Source organism: Clostridia bacterium (assembly GCA_017620395.1).
Classification (GTDB): Bacteria; Bacillota; Clostridia; order Oscillospirales; family RGIG8002; genus RGIG8002.
On the sequence record JAFZQJ010000007.1, the window covers coordinates 1 to 19,068 of the forward strand.

A 19,068-nucleotide genomic window follows, 5' to 3' on the forward strand; every position below is an offset into this window, starting at 1 on the left:
GTATGACCGCTGTTTTGTTGTTTTGCCTGAACGATAAACATCTCGTTCAAAACTGCTCCGCATCTTAAAAAGAGAGATTTTTGTGTCGGACAAGGCGAAAGCGCGATGGAATACTGTATGTATTCCGAGCGCTTTCAACGCGGACCGGCGCGAAAAGATCCTTTTTAAGACCGGCGTATCCCTGATTTGCGCGCCCTAATCGGGTGAGGCGGTTTTGAGTATTCCGTCCGCGCTTATACGCTCGCGGTTTTTATTCAGCTTGACCGTAAGCGGAGCGCTCGAACCGGTCTTTCCGCGCGTCCGCGGGAATCTCCGTCGGATATTCGCCGTCGAAGCACGCGCTGCAGTAACCGGAGTTGCCGGCCAGCTCGCAAAGGCTCCCGACGGGCAGGTAGCCGAGGGAGTCGGCGCCGATTATCTCCGCGATCTCGGGGATCGAATGGTGACACGCGATCAGGTTTTCACGCGAGTCTATATCCGTTCCGTAGAAGCACGGGAAGCGGAACGGCGGCGCGGAAACGCGCATATGTATCTCCTTCGCGCCCGCGCTTCTGAGCAGAGAAACGATGCGCGCACAGGTCGTTCCGCGGACGATCGAGTCGTCGATAAGCACGATCCGTTTGCCGCAGACTACCTCTCTTACCGCCGAAAGCTTTAAGCTCACCATATCGCCCCTGCCCTTCGGCGCGATGAAGGTCCTGCCGACGTATTTATTCTTGACGAGCCCGGTATCATAGGGGATTCCCGATTCTCTGCTGTAGCCGAGGGCGGCGTCGATGCCGGAGTCCGGCACGCCGATAACGAGGTCCGCGTTGACCCGGTGCGTCCGCGCGAGCACCCTGCCGGCGTTTATCCGCGCCGCGGACACCGACCGCCCGTCGACGACGGAATCGGGACGCGCAAAGTAGATATACTCAAAAACGCAGAGCTTCTTCTCCGCTTTTCCGCAGTGCTCGCGGCGGGATTCAATGCCGTCTTTGCCGAAAACGAGTATCTCGCCCGGCTCTATATCCCGCACGAACTCCGCGCCGACCGCGGTCAGCGCGCAGCTTTCGGAGGCGGCGACGTACGTTCCGTCTTCGGTTTTTCCGTAGCAGAGCGGGCGGAAGCCGTGCGGATCTCTGGCGCAGATAAGTTTCTGCGGCGACATTATCACGAGCGAATACGCGCCCTGCAGAATATCCATCGCGCGGCTGACCGCTTCTTCCGTCGACGGCGCGGCGAGGCGCTCCCTCGTGATTATATACGCGATAGTTTCGGTATCGCTCGTGGTATGGAATATCGCGCCGGAACGCTCCAGCGCGGAGCGCAGCTCCGCGGCGTTGGAGAGGTTGCCGTTATGCGCGATCGCCATACAGCCCTTGCGGTGGTTGACTTCTATCGGCTGGCAGTTGCGGCGGTCGGTTCCGCCGGTGGTACCGTAGCGCACGTGCGCGACCGCGATCGTCCCCTTCGGGAACGACGCCAGCGTTTCCGGAGTGAAGACGTCGCCGACGACGCCGAGATCCTTGCGCGACGTAAACACGCCGCCGTCGCCGACGACAATGCCGCAGCTTTCCTGACCTCTGTGCTGCAGGGCGTAAAGCCCGTAGTAGCAGAGACCCGCCGCGTCCGTCGGCGTTTCCGACATCACGCCGAAGACGCCGCATTCCTCATGTACGCCCATCATTCGCCCTTTCCGGAATGCTTGAACGCCGCGCCGATGAAGCCGAGGAAAAGCGGGTGCGGCTTGTTCGGGCGGGATTTGAACTCCGGGTGGTACTGAACGCCGACGTAGAACGGGCGTTCGGTCAGCTCTACCGTTTCGACGAGAAGTCCGTCCGGCGACGTGCCGCTGAGCGTCAGCCCGCATTCGCTCAAAACGCCGCGGTAGTCGTTGTTGAACTCGTAGCGGTGGCGGTGGCGTTCGCTGATGCGCGGCGTTCCGTAGCAGCGTTCCATGGTCGTGCCCGGGGCGATATCGCACGGGTACGCGCCGAGCCGGAGTGTGCCGCCCTTGTCGACCTCGTCGCTTTGGCCGGGCATGAAGTCGATCACTTTATGGGCGCAGTTCTCGTCGAACTCGCCGGAGTTCGCGTCCGCGATGCCGGCGACGTTTCTGGCGTATTCGATGACCGCGATCTGCATACCGAGGCAGATGCCGAAATAAGGCAGCCGCTTCTCGCGCGCGTACTCCGCGGCGGTTATCATTCCTTCGACGCCGCGGCCGCCGAAGCCGCCGGGCACGATTATTCCGTCGAGGCCGGCGAAGGTCTCTTCCGCGTTCTCCTCGGTGACGGCTTCGGAATCTATCCAGTGTATCTTTATGTGAGTGTTGTAGTAGTAGCCCGCGTGGCGCATCGCCTCGGCGACGGAAAGATACGCGTCATGAAGCGCGACGTATTTGCCGACCAGCCCGATATGCACCGTGTAGGGCCTCGCTTTTATCCGCGCCACCATCTCCGACCAGTCGGCAAGATCCGGCTCGCCCGCGTTCAGCCCGAGCTCGCGGCAGACGACCGCGGAGAAGCCCGACTTCTCAAGCATCAGCGGCGCTTCGTAAAGATTCGGCAGCGTGATGTTCTCTATAACGCAGTCCTTCTTGACGTTGCAGAAGAGCGATATCTTATCGAATATGCTCTCTTCGAGCGGCTCGTCGCAGCGCAGGATGATTATGTTCGGATTGACGCCCATCCCCTGCAGCTCCTTGACGGAGTGCTGGGTCGGCTTCGTCTTGTGCTCCTCCGAGCCGTGCAGGTACGGAACGAGCGTGACGTGTATGAAAAGGCTGTTTTCGCGCCCGACCTCGAGCGAGATCTGCCTCGCCGCCTCGATGAACGGCTGGGATTCGATATCGCCGATCGTGCCGCCTATCTCGGTGATGACGACGTCTGCGTCGGAGTGCTTGCCGACGTTGTAGACGAACTCCTTTATCTCGTTTGTGATATGCGGGATGACCTGAACGGTCGAGCCGAGGTATTCGCCGCGGCGCTCCTTGTTCAGCACGTTCCAGTAGACCTTGCCGGTGGTAAGGTTGGAATACTTGTTAAGATCCTCGTCTATGAAGCGCTCGTAATGACCGAGGTCGAGGTCGGTCTCCGCGCCGTCGTCGGTGACGTAGACCTCGCCGTGCTGATACGGGCTCATCGTGCCCGGATCGACGTTGATGTACGGATCGAGCTTCTGCGCCGCGACCTTCAGCCCGCGCGCTTTCAGCAGTCTGCCGAGCGAAGCGGCGGTAATTCCCTTGCCGAGTCCGGAAACGACTCCGCCCGTTACGAAAATATACTTTGTCATACCGATTCCTCCCTGTTCAGGTCTTTTCACGCCTATTCCCATTCCACCGTCGCCGGCGGCTTTGAAGTTATATCGTAGACCACGCGGTTTATCGTTCCGACCTCGTTGGTTATGCGGCGGGAGGCGGCTTCGAGAACGCCGTAAGGCACCCTCGCCCAGTCGGCGGTCATAAAGTCGTCCGTGGTAACGGCGCGTAGCGCGACGGTATGACCGTAGGTGCGCGCGTCGCCCATAACGCCGACGCTCTGCGTATCGGTCAGCACGGCGAAATACTGGCTCGCCTTCACGCCCGCCGCCTCGAGCTCTTCTCTGAATATCGCGTCGGCGGCGCGGAGGGTATCCGCCTTCTCCTTCGTGATATCGCCGATGATGCGCACCGCGAGCCCGGGACCGGGGAACGGCTGGCGCATTACCAGCTTTTCGGGTATGCCGAGCTTCAGCCCGACCTCCCGCACCTCGTCTTTGAAAAGTTCCTTCAGCGGCTCGACTATGCCCTCGAAGTCCATCACCGACGGCAGTCCGCCGACGTTGTGGTGGCTCTTTATCGCGGACGCGTCGCCCTTGCCGCTCTCGACTATATCGGGATAGATAGTGCCCTGAACGAGATAATCCGTTTTCCCGAGCGCTCTGCTCTCGTCCTCAAAGACGCGTATGAACTCCTCGCCGATTATCCTGCGCTTCTTTTCCGGTTCGCGCACGCCCTTGAGTTTGGCGAGGAATCTCTCTTCCGCGTTCACGCGCACGAGCTTCATATTGAACTGCTCTCTGAAAACGCGCTCGACGTCGTCGCCTTCGTCCTTGCGCAGCAGCCCGTGGTCGACGAAAACGCAGGTCAGCGCGTCCCCGACGGCGCGGTGCATCAGTACCGCAGCGACGGAGGAATCCACCCCGCCGGAAAGCGCGCACAGGATCTTTTTGCCCTTAAGCTCTTCCCTGTACTTCCCGACCGTCTTCTCGATGAAATCGTCCATCTTCCAGTCGCCCGCGCAGCCGCAGACGCCGAAGAGGAAATTGCGCAGTATCAGCTTCCCGTATTCCGTGTGCGTCACCTCGGGGTGAAACTGCACGCCGTATATGCGGCGGCTTTCGTCAGCCATCGCCGCGCAGGGACAGCCGTCCGTTTCCGCGGTCACCTCAAAGCCCGCGGGCGTCTTCGAAACGTAATCGGTGTGGCTCATCCAGCAGACGCTCTTCCCGGGAACGCCCTCGAAAAGCGGGCTCGCGCCGAAACGCACCTCCGTCTTGCCGTATTCGCTCGCGCTCCGCGCGGACTCGACGGTTCCGCCCGCCATATACGCGATAAGCTGGTGGCCGTAGCAGATGCCGAGCACGGGAATGCCGAGCGACAGTATATCCACGTCGTAACGCGGAGAGTCTTCGCCGCAGACGCTGTTCGGTCCGCCGGTGAAGATCACTCCCTTGTATCCCGCCTCTTTGATCTCCTCAAGAGTTATTTTGTTATATGGTCTGATCTCGGCGAAGACGCCGTTTTCGCGCACGCGGCGCGCTATCAGCAGGTCGTACTGACCGCCGAAATCGAGAACGAGGATCTTTTCCATCGGCGCAAAATCTCCTAACGGGTTTGTTTTTATTTTCCGCTTTCGCCGTAGTTTGAAAGCACGCGCGCGGAGGGATCGTCGACGTCGCAGCCCTCCCACGATTTGTTGGGCATCCAGAAATCAGCTATCATCTCCGACTGCCCGGGGTAATACTTCTCGAATATCTCGCGGTAGAGCAGAGACTCCTTCGTAAATGGGCGCGCGTGGCCGTACTTCACGCGCCTGCTCTCGAACTCCGCGTCGGTGTATACGCTCTCCGCGTACTCCTTCAGGTAGTCGACCATCGAATGCCCGACCGCGTCGGAGAACGCCGCCTTCTCGCGCCAGAGGATGCCGTCCGGCAGATAGCCGAAGCCCTCGAAGGCGTGGCGGAGCAGGTATTTGCCCTTGCCGTATACGTTCATTTTTATCCCGGGGTCGAGCTCCATGACGTACTTGACGAAATCGAGGTCGCCGAAGGGTACGCGCGCCTCGAGTGAGTTGACGGAGATGCAGCGGTCGGCGCGGAGCACGTCGTACATATGCAGCTCGCGCACGCGCTTCTCCGCTTCCCGCTGGAACTCCGCGGCGTTCGGCGCGAAATCGGTGTATTTATACCCGAAAAGCTCGTCCGATATTTCGCCGGTCAGAAGCACGCGGATATCAGTCTTCTCGTGTATCGCCTTGCATACGAGGTACATTCCCATACTCGCGCGGACGGTGGTTATGTCGTAGGTGCCGAGCAGGCGGACGACGTCCTCGAGCGAGGCGACGACCTCCTCCGGAGTCATATAGACCTCCGTGTGCTCCGCGCCGATATAGTCGGCGGCCTGACGGGCGTATTTCAGGTCGATCGCGTCCCCGCTCATGCCGATGGCGAAGGTGCGGATCGGTTTTTCGCTCTTCTTCGCCGCGATGGCGCAGACGAGTGAGGAATCGAGCCCGCCCGAAAGCAGGAAGCCGACCTTCGCGTCGGCGACGAGGCGCTTCTCGACGCCGGCGACGAGCTTTTCGCGAATGTTGCGGCAGGCGGTCTCGAGCCCGTCTTCGCAGACGGCGTCCACCTTCGCGATATCGCGGTAGCAGACGAATTCGCCGTCTTTGTAATAGTGCCCCGGAGGGAACGGCATTATCTTATCCGCGAGGCCGACGAGGTTTTTCGCCTCGCTCGCGAACATAATTACGCCGTTTTTGTCGCGGCCGTAATACAGCGGGCGTATGCCTATTGGATCGCGCGCGGCGATATATTCGTCCGTCCTGCCGTCGTAGATAACGCAGGCGAACTCCGCGTCGAGCATCCCGAACATATCCGTTCCGTACTCGAAGTACATAGGGAGCAGTATCTCGCAATCGCTGCCGCTCTTAAACGTATAGCCCTTTTCAATAAGGCGGGCGCGCTCCGCTTCGAAGCCGTAAAGCTCTCCGTTGCACACGGCGCAGCAGCCGTTCAGCGTGAACGGCTGCATGCCGGAGGGCGTGAGCCCCATTATGGACAGTCTGTGAAAAGCGAGCAGACCTTCGCCCGTATTTGTCACGCGGCTCTCGTCAGGCCCGCGCGAAACCGTGCGCGAGAAGCCCTCGATGAACGCGCCGACGTCGGCGACGGGTCCGCAGTAACCGAAAATCGAACACATATCGCTTTACCTACTCCACGTCCTGAAGGGCGTCGTAGCCCTCCTCGCCCGTACGAACCTTTACGACGTTCTCGACGTCGTAGACGAATATCTTGCCGTCGCCGATGTGGCCGGTGTATAGCACCTTTTTCGCCGTTTCGATGACGGTGCGCACAGGCACCTTGCTGACGACTATGTCGACCTGTATCTTCGGGAGCAGGTTGGCCTCGACGGGTACGCCGCGGTAGTATTCCGGCTGTCCCTTCTGGACGCCGCAACCGAGGACGTGTGAAACCGTCATGCCGGTTATGCCTATCTCCATCATCGCGTTTTTAAGCGCCTCGAACCGCGGCTCCTTGCAGACGATCTCGACCTTCGTGAACTTCGGACCGTCGCTTGCGACCGCGGGCACCTTCCTGACCGGCACCGCTTCCGCGACCGGCGTTTCGCCGCTCACCGCGACGGCGCCTTCAAAGCCGTAATCCAGACTCTCGACCGCGGGCACGAAGTCGGCGTACGCGCTCGGCAGGCCGTGCTCGGTCTTGTCGAGCCCCTTCATCTCCTCTTCCGCGGAGACGCGCAGACCGACGGTCTTTTTCAGCGCGAAGAAGGTCGCGGTCATCATGACGGCGGTCCACGCGAGGATGGCGGTTATGCCGACGCACTGCACGCCGAGCAGTCTGAAGCTGCCGGTATAGAACAGCCCTTCCAGCCCGGCGGGCGCGGAGGGATTAGCGAGCAGGCCGACGGCTATCGTGCCCCATACGCCGTTCGCGAGATGCACGCCGACCGCGCCGACGGGGTCGTCGATATGCAGCTTTATGTCGAGGAACTCGACGACGAAGACGACGAGGAATCCCGAAACGACGCCGACGACGACCGAGCCGAACGCGTCGAGCGCGTCGCATCCGGCGGTTATTCCAACGAGGCCGGCGAGGGACGCGTTGATGCACATGGAAACGTCCGGCTTGCCGTTTTTCAGCCATGTGAATATCATCGTTACGCAGGTCGCGACCGCGGGCGCTATCGTGGTAGTGACGAAGATGGAGGCGAGGGATTCGTTATCCCACGCCGCCGCGCCGTTGAAGCCGTACCAGCCGAACCAGAGGATGAAGCAGCCGAGCGCGCCGAGCGTTATCGAGTGGCCGGGGATCGCGTTGACCTTGCCGACTTTCCCCGCCTTGTCTTTGATATACTTGCCGAGGCGCGGGCCGACCATTATCGCGCCGATGAGCGCGGTTATGCCGCCGACGGAGTGGATCGCCGCCGAGCCGGCGAAATCGTGGAAGCCGAGTTTCGCGAGCCAGCCGTTGGCGTTCCATACCCAGCCCGCCTCGATGGGATAGACGAAAAGCGAGATGACGCCGGAGTAGATGCAGTAGGAAAGGAACTTCGTCCTTTCCGCCATCGCGCCGGAAACTATCGTTGCCGCGGTCGCGCAGAAGACGAGGTTGAATACGAACACCGGCGCGTTGCCGCCTTTCAGAAATCCGCCGAAATCGGTCAGTATGTCCAGATTCGGCACTCCGATAAAGCCCAGCACGTAGTCCTCCGCCATCATAAGCGAAAAACCGAGGAGCACGAACACCACCGTGCCGATGCAGAAATCCATCAGGTTCTTCATTATGATATTGCCGGCGTTCTTCGCGCGGGTAAAGCCGGTTTCGACCATCGCGAAGCCCGCCTGCATAAAGAACACGAGCGCCGCGCCGATGAGGAACCACACGCCGAACACTTCGCCGGACGCGGTATCCTGTATCAATTTCGTTACTTCTTCAGTCAACATTGGTATCACCTCTGTGAATAATATGAATGCGGTTTATCTGACGCTGAACAGTATGTCGGCGTAGGTCGGGAACGGCCAGTAGGATCTCGCGGTCAGCGTTTCCGCTTCGTCGCAGGCGACGCGCAGCTCGCACATCTTCGGCAGCACGCTGTCGCGGATCATCGCGGATTCGGCTATGACGCCGTCCGCGTCGCGCAGGGAGATCTCCGCGCTCTGCAGCTCGTCGACCTTCTCCGCGATCCTGTCGGTAAGCTCGGAGAGCTTTCTGACTATGCCGGTTTCGTAAGCGCACGGGACGGAGGCGTCGAGCGCCTTCTTCGCCGCGGCGTTTTTCGCGATATCGGCGGCGTATTTTTCCACCGCCGGAGCGATGAGCGTTTTCGCCATATCCGCCATGGTGTTCGCCTCGATGGTGACCGTCTTGCAGTAGTTCTCGAGCATTATCTCGCAGCGCGATTTCAGCTCCTCGACGGTGAAGACCTTGTGCGAAGTGAGCATATCCACGTTCTTCTTATCGAGCAGATGCGGCATGCAGTCGGCGGTCGTGCGGTAGTTGAGCAGTCCGCGCACCTCGGTGGCTTCCTTTATCCAGGAATCGTCGTAGCCGTTGCCGTTGAAGATGATGCGCTTGTGATCCTTGATGGTCTTCTTGATCATATCGTGCAGCGCGGTCTCGAAATCATCGGCGCCCTCGAGGCGGTCGGCGTAGATCTTCAAGCTCTCCGCGACCGCGGCGTTCAGCATGATGTTGGCGCAGGCGATGCTGTTGGAGGAGCCGAGCATGCGGAACTCGAACTTGTTGCCGGTGAAGGCGAAGGGGGACGTGCGGTTGCGGTCGGTGGTGTCGCGGTTGAACCTCGGCAGCACGCTGACGCCGAGCTTCATCTGCGTCTTCTCAACGCCGCGATAGGGGGTATCCGTCTCGATCGCTTCCAGCACGGCGTTCAGCTCGTCGCCGAGGAACATCGAAATGACCGCGGGAGGCGCTTCGTTCGCGCCGAGGCGGTGGTCGTTGCCCGCCGTCGCGACGGAGATGCGGAGCAGATCCTGATAATCGTCGACCGCCTTGATGACGGCGCAGAGGAAGAGCAGGAACTGCGCGTTTTCATACGGCGTTTCGCCGGGAGAGAGCAGGTTCTGGCCCTCGTCCGTGCCGATGGACCAGTTGTTGTGCTTGCCGGAGCCGTTTACGCCGGCGAAGGGCTTCTCGTGAAGCAGACAGACGAGTCCGTGCTTCGAGGCGACCTTCTGCATTATCTCCATAGTCAGCTGGTTGTGATCGGTGGCGACGTTCGTCGTGGTGTATATCGGCGCGAGCTCGTGCTGCGCGGGAGCGACCTCGTTATGCTCCGTCTTCGCCATGATGCCGAGCTTCCAGAGCTCCTCGTTGAGCTCCTCCATATAGGCGGCGACGCGCGGTTTGATCGCGCCGAAATAGTGATCGTCCATCTCCTGCCCCTTCGGCGGCTTCGCGCCGAAAAGCGTTCTGCCGCAGTAGCGCAGGTCGGGACGCGCGTCGTACATTTCCTTCGTAATAAGGAAGTACTCCTGCTCCGGACCGACGGAGGAAACGACGCGTCTGGCGCTGTTGTTGCCGAAAAGGCGAAGCACGCGGAGCGCCTGCTTATTCAGCGCCTCCATCGAGCGCAGCAGCGGGGTTTTCTTATCCAGCGCGTGCCCGCCGTAGGAGCAGAACGCCGTCGGGATGCATAAAGTCTTCCCTTTGATAAACGCGTAGGACGTCGGGTCCCAGGCGGTGTAGCCCCTCGCCTCGAAGGTGGCGCGCAGGCCGCCCGACGGGAAGGAGGACGCGTCCGGCTCGCCTTTGATCAGCTCCTTGCCGGAGAACTCCATGATGACGCCGCCGTCGGGAGAGGGCGAAATGAAGCTGTCGTGCTTCTCCGCCGTTATGCCGGTCAGCGGCTGGAACCAGTGGGTGAAATGCGTCGCGCCGTTCGCGACCGCCCAGTCCTTCATCGCGGCGGCGACCGCGTTGGCGACCCCCGCGTCCAGCGGCGCGCCCTCGTCGATGGTGTGCTTCAGCGAAGCGTAAACCTTTGCCGACAGCGCCGATTTCATCACTCTGTCGTCAAACACCTTGCTGCCGAAGTATTCCGATACCGTTTTCATAATCAACACTCCTTTTCCGTTTTGAAAGAAAAGGCGCCTTCCGTGCGCGAAACACACGAAAGACGCCTTTGCCTTCATTCGTTTGATATTCTTTTTGAATTGAAAAACGCGCCTTTGAACCCCGGGGTTCAAAGACGCCTTTGCCTTCAATGCGGTCATTATAAACCCCGTTTTTTGATTTGTCAATAGTTTTTTTCGCATTTTTTGAAAAATCCGTTTTGCCTATTGACAAAACCGGAAACGGGTTGTATAATGCGGTCAATGAGCAAAGGCGTTCATTTTGGTACGGAAATCTTCTGTTCCGAAATGAGCGCCTTTTTTGTGTTTCATAAGTTTATTCGCTCAAAGAAGGGTGTGACTTATATGATTAAAGAAGGCAGCGTCAGGATTCCCTCCGGCTGCGCCGTTGCGGCCGTCATTTCAAGAGAGGGGAACCGCGTCACCGGTGAGACGGTCGTCAGGGCGATGAAGCCGATGCACGACCGCTCGAACGGGCTGGGCGGCGGCTTCGCCGGCTACGGCATTTATCCGGAGTATAAGGACCTTTACGCCTTCCATTTCTTCTTTGACTGCCGCGACACGCGCAAGAGGTGCGAGGCGTTCATGAAGGAGCATTTCGAGGTGGTCAAGGGCGAGCTGATCCCGACGCGCAAGATGCCGGAGATCACCGACGAGCCGATAATCTGGCGCTATTTCGTAACGCCGCTGAAATCGACGCTCGCAGACCTCCAGCTCGACGAAAAGGAGTTCGTAGCGCGTACCGTAATGAAGATAAACACGGAGATCGACGGCGCGTACGTCTTCTCCAGCGGCAAGAATATGGGCACATTCAAGGCCGTCGGCTTCCCGGAGGACGTCGGCAGGTTCTACCGCCTCGAGGAGTACGAGGGCTACAGCTGGACGGCGCACGGGCGCTATCCGACGAACACTCCCGGCTGGTGGGGCGGCGCGCACCCCTTCACGCTGCTCGATTATTCCGTCGTCCACAACGGCGAGATCTCTTCCTACGACGCCAACCGCAGATTTATCGAGATGTTCGGATATAAATGCACGCTGCAGACCGATACCGAGGTCATCACCTACATCCTCGACTATCTGATACGCAGGCAGGGGCTTACGCTCACCGAGGCGGCGAACGTCGTCGCCGCGCCGTTCTGGAGCACGATCGAGGGCAAGACGGACGAATACGAGAAACAGAAGCTCAGGTATTTAAGGACCGTATTCCCGAGTCTGCTCATCACCGGCCCCTTCTCGATAATTCTCGGCTACGACGGCGGGCTTATGGCGCTGAACGACCGCCTGAAGCTCCGCTCGATGGTCGTCGGCGAGAAGGACGACAGGGTCTTCATAGCCAGCGAGGAGGCCGCGATACGCGCGATGGAGCCCGGCGCGGTCAACGTGCGGGCGCCCGCCGGCGGCGAGCCGGTCATAGTTACGGTAAAGGAGGGCAGGTTCTGATGGGAGTCGAATTCATTTTCCCCGAATTTGAAGTTATCCGCGACAGGGACCGCTGCATCGCCTGCCGCGTCTGCGAACGGCAGTGCGCGAACGAGGTGCACGCCTTCAGCGCCGAGCGCGGCGCGATGGTCAGCGACGAAACGAAGTGCGTCAACTGCCAGCGCTGCGTTGCGCTCTGCCCGACGCGCGCGCTGAAGATCGTCAAGAGCGACTGCGTTCTGCGCGAAAACGCGAACTGGCGGAACGATACGATAAGAGAGATATACAAGCAGGCGAACAGCGGCGGCGTGCTGCTTTCGTCGATGGGCAACCCGAAGCCGCTTCCCGTCTACTGGGACAAGATACTCATCAACGCTTCGCAGGTCACCAATCCCCCGATAGATCCGCTCCGCGAGCCGATGGAAACGAAGGTCTTTCTCGGCAAGAAGCCGGACGCGATCTCGCGCGGCGATGACGGCAGGATCAGGTGCGAGCTCGATCCTCAGATAGAACTCGCCATGCCGGTGATGTTCTCCGCGATGAGCTACGGCTCGATAAGCTACAACGCCCACGCCTCCCTCGCGCGCGCCGCGGCAGAGCTGGGCATACTCTACAACACCGGCGAAGGCGGACTCCACGAGGATTTCTACAAATACGGCGCGAACACCGTCGTGCAGGTCGCTTCCGGACGCTTCGGCGTACACGAGGACTACCTGAACGCCGGCGCGGCCATAGAAATTAAGATGGGACAGGGCGCGAAGCCCGGCATCGGCGGGCATCTTCCCGGCGCGAAGATCGTCGGCGACGTTTCGCGCACGCGTATGATACCGGAGGGCTCGGACGCCATTTCTCCCGCGCCTCATCACGATATCTATTCGATAGAAGACCTGCGCCAGCTCGTCTTTTCTCTGAAGGAAGCGACGCAGTACAAAAAACCGGTCATCGTCAAGGTGGCGGCGGTGCATAACATCGCGGCGATCGCCAGCGGCATCGCCAGAAGCGGCGCGGACATAATCGCGATCGACGGCTTCCGCGGCGGCACCGGCGCGGCTCCGACGAGGATACGCGACAACGTCGGCATCCCGGTAGAGCTCGCGCTCGCCGCGGTGGACAAACGCCTGCGCGACGAAGGGATACGCAACAACGTTTCGCTCGTCGTCGGCGGCTCCGTCCGCAGCGCGGCGGACGTCGTCAAGGCGGTCGCGCTCGGCGCGGACGCCTGCTATATCGCGACCGCGGCGCTGCTCGCGCTCGGCTGCCACCTCTGCCGCACCTGCCAGAGCGGAAAGTGCAACTGGGGCATCGCGACCCAGCGCCCCGACCTCGTCAAGCGGCTCAATCCCGATATCGGCTCACAGCGGCTCGTCAACCTGATGACCGCCTGGCGGCACGAGATAATGGAGATAATGGGCGGCATGGGCATCAACTCCATCGAGGCCCTGCGCGGAAACCGCCTGATGCTCCGCGGAGTCGGGCTGAACTCAAAAGAACTCGAGATACTCGGTATCTCTCACGCGGGGGAATGATATATGAAACGCGTTTACGTCAACGAAGAATGGTGCCTCGGATGCCACCTCTGCGAATACAACTGCGCCTTCGCGAACTCCGGCATGAAGGATATGGCGTTCGCGCTGAAGGATAAGAAGATCTTTCCGCGCATACACGTCGAGGACGGCGACAGGATAACCTTCGCCGTTTCGTGCCGCCACTGCACCGACCCGATATGCGTCAAAAGCTGCATCGCGGGCGCGATCTCAAAGCGTGACGGAGTCGTGGTAATCGACAGAAGCAGGTGCGTCGGCTGCCTGACCTGCGTGCTCGTCTGCCCCTACGGCGCGCTCGCGCCGGGCGAAAACGGCACGATGCAGAAATGCGAGCTCTGCCTTGAGAACTCCTGCGGCGAGCCCGCCTGCGTCACCGGCTGTCCGAACAAGGCGATAGTCTACGAAGAAAGGGGCGCCGCGGAATGAAAAGATACGTTATAATCGGCAACGGCGTCGCCGCGGCCGGCTGTATCGAAGGCATACGCTCCGTCGACCCGGAGGGCGAAATATCCGTCGTTTCGGAGGAGAACCGCCGCGTTTACAGCCGCCCGCTGATATCCTACTACCTTGAAGGCAGGACCGATACGGAGCGTATGAAATACCGCCCGGACGGCTTCTACGAAGACAACGGCTGCCGCGTGTTTTTAGGGAAAAAGGCGGTTTCCGTCGACGCCTCCGCGAAGCTCGTGACGCTCGACGACGGGACGGAGCTGCCCTACGACGCGCTCTGCGTCGCGACCGGCTCGCGCCCGTTCGTTCCGCCCTTCGCGGGACTCGACGCGGTCGAAAAGAAGTTCAGCTTCATGACGCTCGACGACGCGCTCGCGCTGGAGGCCGCGCTTGATAAAGACGCGCGCGTGCTGATAGTCGGCGCGGGGCTTATCGGGCTGAAATGCGCCGAGGGAATCCACGGGCGCGTCGGGAGCATCACCGTCTGCGACCTCGCCGACCGCGTCCTTTCGAGCATACTCGACGCAGACTGCGCCGCGATCGTGCAGAAGCGGCTCGAGGAGGCCGGCATACGCTTCATGCTCGGCGACACCGCCGAGCGCTTCGACGGCGGCGCCGCCTATATGAAGAGCGGCGCGGAGGTCGGCTTCGACGTCCTCGTCCTCGCCGTCGGCGTGCGCGCCAACACCGAGCTCGTGAAAAACGCGGGCGGCGAAGTCAACCGCGGTATTATAATAAACGAGCGAATGGAAACGAGCGTTCCGCAGATCTGGGCGGCGGGCGACTGCGCCGAGGGCTTCGACGCCTCGATCGGCGCGAACCGCGTGCTCGCGATACTCCCCAACGCGTATATGCAGGGGCGCGCCGCCGGAATCAACATGGCGGGCGGCGACGCCGGCCTCGCGAACGCGATCCCGATGAACTCCATCGGCTTCTTCGGCTACCACGTAATGACCGCCGGAGCGTACGACGGAGAAATGCTTGAGGAACGCTCCGGAGAGTCGGTCAAACGCTTCTTCGTCAAGGACGGACTGCTGAGGGGATATATCCTGCTCGGAGAGACCGATCGCGCCGGCATTTACACCTCGCTGATACGCGAAAAGACTCCGCTCGACACGATAGACTTCGAATTGACGAAAAAAGTTGCTTCAAACGCCATATTTTCGAAAGAAATCCGTAGAAAAAAGTTCGGAGGTGTAGTATAATATGAAAATCAACGCAGAAGGACTCGGGTTCCGCGATATAAACGAAGCCATCCGCGGCGCCGGCAAAGAGGCGACTCTGACCGGATGCTGCGGCCAGCGCTTCATCTGCGCCGGAATGGCAGACGTTTCCGTCACCGTCGAAGGCGTGCCCGGCAACGCGCTCGGCGCCTATCTCAACGGCGCGGAGATCACCGTCACGGGCAACGCGCAGGACGCCGTCGGCGACACGATGAACGGCGGCAGCATCGTCGTTCACGGCGACATCGGCGACGCCGCCGGCTACGCCATGCGCGGCGGGCGCATCTTCGTCAAGGGCAACGCCGGCTACCGCGCCGGCATCCATATGAAGGCGTATAAGGACAAGGTCCCCGCCATAGTGATAGGCGGCTGCGCCGGAAGCTTCCTCGGCGAATACCAGGCAGGCGGAGTCATAGTCGTGCTCGGCCTCCGCTGCGAAGGAGGCAGGATTGTCAGCAACTTCCCCTGCACCGGTATGCACGGCGGAAAGATGATACTGCGCTCCGACTGCCGCGGCGTGACGTTCCCGAATCAGGTTTCAGCGAGCCCCGCTTCGCCCGGCGATACGGACGAGATAAGAGAATACGTGTCCGAATACTGCCGCCTCTTCGGCGAAGACGAAGCCGATGTCATGGATTCGCCTTTCACGGTCGTTACTCCGGACAGCAGCAACCCGTATAAACAGCTTTACGTACCAAATTGAACGAAAGCGGAGGATATTATATGAAGTACTCGAAGGAAGAAGTATTGCAGTACGTCGCAGAGGAAGACGTGAAATTCATCCGTCTCGCCTTCTGCGACGTATTCGGTAAGCAGAAAAATATATCGATAATGCCGGAGGAGCTGCCTCGCGCGTTCGAACACGGCATCGCTTTCGACGCCTCCGCGATCGCGGGCTTCGGCGACGAAACGCACTCCGACCTGTTCCTCCATCCGGAGCCGGAAACGCTGACGTGGCTGCCCTGGCGGCCTGAGCACGGCAAGGTCGTGCGCATGTTCTGCACCGTCAGATACCCCGACGGCAGACCGTTCGAATGCGACACCAGAAGTCTGCTGAAAAAGGCGGTAAGCGACGCCGCGGAGGCGGGGCTCACGTTTTATTTCGGCGCCGAGCAGGAGTTCTATCTTTTCGAGCTCGACGAGAAGAATATGCCGACGAAGATACCCTACGACAACGCCGGATATATGGACATCGCGCCGGAAGACAAGGGCGAAAACGTGCGCCGCGAGATATGCCTGACGCTCGAGCAGATGGGTATCCGCCCCGAGAGCTCGCATCACGAGGAGGGGCCCGGGCAGAACGAGATCGACTTCCGCTACGCCGAGGCGCTCGCCGCGGCGGACAACGTGATGACCTTCCAGACCGTAGTCAAGACGGTCGCGCGAAGAAACGGGCTTTATGCCGATTTCTCCCCGAAGCCGCTTGAAAACGCGCCCGGCAACGGTTTCCACATCAACTGCTCGGTCAAGCCGGACGCCGCCTCCGAAAAGCTCTGCCAGATGATCGCCGGAGTGCTCGAAAAAGCCGTCCCGTCCACGCTGTTCTTCAACCCCTCCGCCGACTCCTACGCGCGGCTCGGGCGGATGAAGGCGCCGCGGTACGTTTCGTGGTCGGCGGAAAACCGCTCGCAGCTGATACGCATCCCCGCGGCGACCGGCGAATTCAGGCGCGCCGAGCTCCGTTCGCCCGACCCGACGGCGAATCCGTATATCGCCTTCGCGCTGATTATACGGGCGGGTATGCTCGGCATCAAAAACCGCGCCGAGCTGCCGAAGCCGCTCGATATCAACCTTTACAAAGCCGACAAGGAGCTGCTTTCCACTCTCGGAAAGCTCCCGTCAAGTCTCGAGGAAGCGAAGATTTCGGCGTCCTCCGACGCTTTCATCAAGAAGCATATACCGCCTGAAATACTCGGCATCTACTGCAGATAACGCGCCGCGGACACGGTGTTGAAAACGAACGAAAGGAGGGGCGGGTTTGAGCCTGAAGGAACAAGTATACAGCGTGCTGGTCGTTTCCGCGTCGGAAAAATTCAATCAGGCTCTGCCTGAGGTGTTCCCCGTTTCGACGTTTTCGCCGATAAACTTCGTTTCCGATATGAGCGCCGCGAAGCGCGCCGTTTCCGAACGCGCGTTCGATTTCATAATCGTCAATTCGCCGCTGCCCGACGACACCGGAGTCAGATTCGCCATCGACACCGTTTCGTCTTACAACACGGTCGTGCTCTTCCTCGCGAAAGCGGAGCAGTATTCCGACGCCTACGACAGACTCGCGGAGCACGGAGTCTTCCTGCTGCAGAAGCCGCTGTCGAAGGCGGTCTTTCAGATAGCGTCCGGCTGGCTCGTCAGCGCGCGCGAACGCATAAGAAAAACCGAAAAAAAGACCCTCTCCATCGAAGAGAAGATGAACGAGATACGCGTGGTCAACCGCGCCAAGTGGCTGCTCATCAGCGAGGTCAAGATGACCGAACCGGACGCCCACCGCTACATCGAAAAGCAGGCCATGGACCGCTGCATCCCCCGCCGTCAGGTCGCCGAGGAGATAATCAAGACGTACGGCTGACGCGCCCGCCCGAATAATATAAAAAGCACCTCGATCGAGGTGCTTTTTTCGTTTTATTATCGCGGAGCGTCTTTCGTCCTTTTATCTTTCCAGACCGGCGCCCTTGTAGTAGTCGTTTTTGGCCGCGTACATCCTCTCGTCCGCCGCACGCAGGACGGAGTCGATATCGCAGGAAAACTCCTTAGCCGAAGCGCAACCGCACGAAACGGAAATGCCGTCGACGTACCGTCCCTTCCACCCGGCGCATATCTCCGCCAACCGCTCGAGACAGGCCTCGATCTCTTCCTTCGCTCCGCTTGAAACGATGCAGAACTCGTCGCCGCCGATGCGGTAGATCGCGTCGGCGCCTTCAAACGCGCGGCGCAGGCAGTCCGCGGCGCCGGTTATCAGCTCGTCGCCCGCGACGTGGCCGTGCGCGTCGTTCATGCGTTTAAGGCCGTTGATATCCGCCATTATCACCGAGCAGCCGGGATCCATCTCTTTTTCAAAGCTCTCGACGTGCTCGGAATACGCACGCCTGTTTTTCAGTCCGGTCATCCGGTCGTAGTACGCGTACCTCGTCTGAAGCTCCGCGAGCTTCGCGGCGGACTCGGAGAAAACGTAACGCTCGAATCTCTGCTTGTTGATGAAATGCCCGAGCACGACGCCCATAGACGCGATGATTACAAGCGTTGCGACGCACCAGTTGTAAGTCTTCTCCGGAATCGGCTTCAGCAGGATCACGGCGGCAACCACGTCGGCGGCGGCCGTGATGATATTCAGCAGCGTGTTGGTCACGAAGAATATCGGAGTTATCAGAACCGACGCGAAAAGCATTATCGTCATGGCGTCCGTCTGGAGCAGCGTACGCGCGATAAGTATTCCCGAGCCGAGGATCGCGAGGTAGTCCAGAAGCATCGCGAAATAAACCGTAAGCGGCTTTTTCTTCGCGATGAACTGCGCGCATAAAAACGCGAGGAGCGAAACCGCCATAGCCTCGATATAAATGCGGCGGCAAAGCAGATAGTGCTCCTGGAAAAAAGACATCGCCATGCAGAACGCGCCGTACAAAAACTGAGCCGCCGCCCAGATCACGGCGAACCTCCGGTTATCGCCGAGTATATGCGATCGGATGCTCTGCAGGTTGTCTACAGAGGAAATATCAAATAAGAATACGGCTTTCAGTTTTTTTCTCACTTCTCAGCGTTCCTTCGGTTGATTCTTTTGCGCCGTGCGTCCCGTACGGATCAGACGGCACTATACACGTTTATTATAGCTTATACCGCCGAATAACGCAACCCCTTCCGGCAAAATAAAAACAACAAATGCGTTAGGGCGTGCAAATCAAGGATACGCCGGTCTTAAAAAGGATCTTTTCGCGCCGGTCCGCGTTGAAACCGCTCGGAATACATACAGTATTCCATCGCGCTTTCGCCTTGTCCGACACAAAAATCTCTCTTTTTAAGATGCGGAGCAGTTTTGAACGAGATGTTTATCGTTCAGGCAAAACAACAAAACAGCGGTCATAC

General features: G+C 59.9%; 15 protein-coding genes. 7 read left to right on the forward strand and 8 right to left on the reverse strand.

Annotation, left to right across the window (positions count from 1 at the left end; translation table 11 throughout):
- Nucleotides 1-250: 250 nt before the first annotated feature.
- From J5441_01240 to J5441_01270, 7 genes are read right to left on the reverse strand one after another with little or no spacing between them, the layout of a single operon-like run.
- Nucleotides 251-1,666 (reverse strand): amidophosphoribosyltransferase, encoded by a 1,416-nt coding sequence (locus J5441_01240; protein MBO4933780.1) that lies wholly within the window; start codon nt 1,664-1,666, stop codon nt 251-253.
- Nucleotides 1,666-3,276, reverse strand: a complete 1,611-nt coding sequence (locus J5441_01245; GenBank protein MBO4933781.1) for a CTP synthase — start codon at nt 3,274-3,276, stop codon at nt 1,666-1,668. The genes J5441_01240 and J5441_01245 overlap by 1 nt, the downstream gene beginning before the upstream one ends.
- A 32-nt stretch (nt 3,277-3,308) precedes the next feature.
- Entirely contained in the window at nt 3,309-4,835 is a 1,527-nt protein-coding gene (gene guaA, locus J5441_01250) for a glutamine-hydrolyzing GMP synthase (GenBank protein MBO4933782.1), read from the reverse strand.
- Nucleotides 4,836-4,864: 29 nt separating this feature from the next.
- Nucleotides 4,865-6,448: an asparagine synthase B gene (asnB, locus tag J5441_01255; protein ID MBO4933783.1), complete on the reverse strand. Its 1,584-nt coding sequence runs from the start codon at nt 6,446-6,448 to the stop codon at nt 4,865-4,867.
- Between the two features lie 10 nt (nt 6,449-6,458).
- Nucleotides 6,459-8,213, reverse strand: a complete 1,755-nt coding sequence (amt, locus tag J5441_01260) for an ammonium transporter (protein ID MBO4933784.1) — start codon at nt 8,211-8,213, stop codon at nt 6,459-6,461.
- Between the two features lie 33 nt (nt 8,214-8,246).
- A complete protein-coding gene (locus J5441_01265; GenBank protein ID MBO4933785.1) occupies nt 8,247-10,343 on the reverse strand; it encodes a glutamine synthetase III in 2,097 nt (698 codons plus the stop codon).
- A complete protein-coding gene (locus tag J5441_01270) occupies nt 10,303-10,605 on the reverse strand; it encodes a hypothetical protein (protein MBO4933786.1) in 303 nt (100 codons plus the stop codon). The genes J5441_01265 and J5441_01270 overlap by 41 nt, the downstream gene beginning before the upstream one ends.
- Nucleotides 10,606-10,706: 101 nt before the next feature.
- Here J5441_01270 and J5441_01275 point away from each other — a divergent pair, with 101 nt between their 5' ends.
- The 7 genes from J5441_01275 to J5441_01305 are packed head-to-tail and all read left to right on the forward strand — an operon-like array spanning nt 10,707 to nt 17,560.
- Nucleotides 10,707-11,801 (forward strand): glutamine amidotransferase family protein, encoded by a 1,095-nt coding sequence (locus tag J5441_01275; GenBank protein ID MBO4933787.1) that lies wholly within the window; start codon nt 10,707-10,709, stop codon nt 11,799-11,801.
- A complete protein-coding gene (locus J5441_01280) occupies nt 11,801-13,306 on the forward strand; it encodes an alpha-hydroxy-acid oxidizing protein (protein ID MBO4933788.1) in 1,506 nt (501 codons plus the stop codon). The genes J5441_01275 and J5441_01280 overlap by 1 nt, the downstream gene beginning before the upstream one ends.
- A 3-nt stretch (nt 13,307-13,309) precedes the next feature.
- Entirely contained in the window at nt 13,310-13,750 is a 441-nt protein-coding gene (locus J5441_01285) for a 4Fe-4S binding protein (protein ID MBO4933789.1), read from the forward strand.
- The gene (locus tag J5441_01290) at nt 13,747-14,979 is read left to right on the forward strand and encodes an NAD(P)/FAD-dependent oxidoreductase (GenBank protein MBO4933790.1); all 1,233 of its coding nucleotides are present in this window, start codon (nt 13,747-13,749) and stop codon (nt 14,977-14,979) included. Before J5441_01285 ends, J5441_01290 begins: the two co-directional genes overlap by 4 nt.
- Before the next feature lies 1 nt (nt 14,980).
- Nucleotides 14,981-15,700: a glutamate synthase gene (locus tag J5441_01295; GenBank protein MBO4933791.1), complete on the forward strand. Its 720-nt coding sequence runs from the start codon at nt 14,981-14,983 to the stop codon at nt 15,698-15,700.
- A 20-nt stretch (nt 15,701-15,720) separates the two neighbouring features.
- Entirely contained in the window at nt 15,721-16,929 is a 1,209-nt protein-coding gene (locus J5441_01300) for a glutamine synthetase (GenBank protein ID MBO4933792.1), read from the forward strand.
- 46 nt (nt 16,930-16,975) lie between these two features.
- Nucleotides 16,976-17,560, forward strand: a complete 585-nt coding sequence (locus J5441_01305; GenBank protein MBO4933793.1) for an ANTAR domain-containing protein — start codon at nt 16,976-16,978, stop codon at nt 17,558-17,560.
- An 81-nt stretch (nt 17,561-17,641) separates the two neighbouring features.
- Here J5441_01305 and J5441_01310 read toward each other — a convergent pair whose 3' ends face one another.
- Complete coding sequence (locus J5441_01310; GenBank protein MBO4933794.1) at nt 17,642-18,736, reverse strand: diguanylate cyclase; 1,095 nt, start codon at nt 18,734-18,736, stop codon at nt 17,642-17,644.
- Nucleotides 18,737-19,068 lie beyond the last annotated feature (332 nt).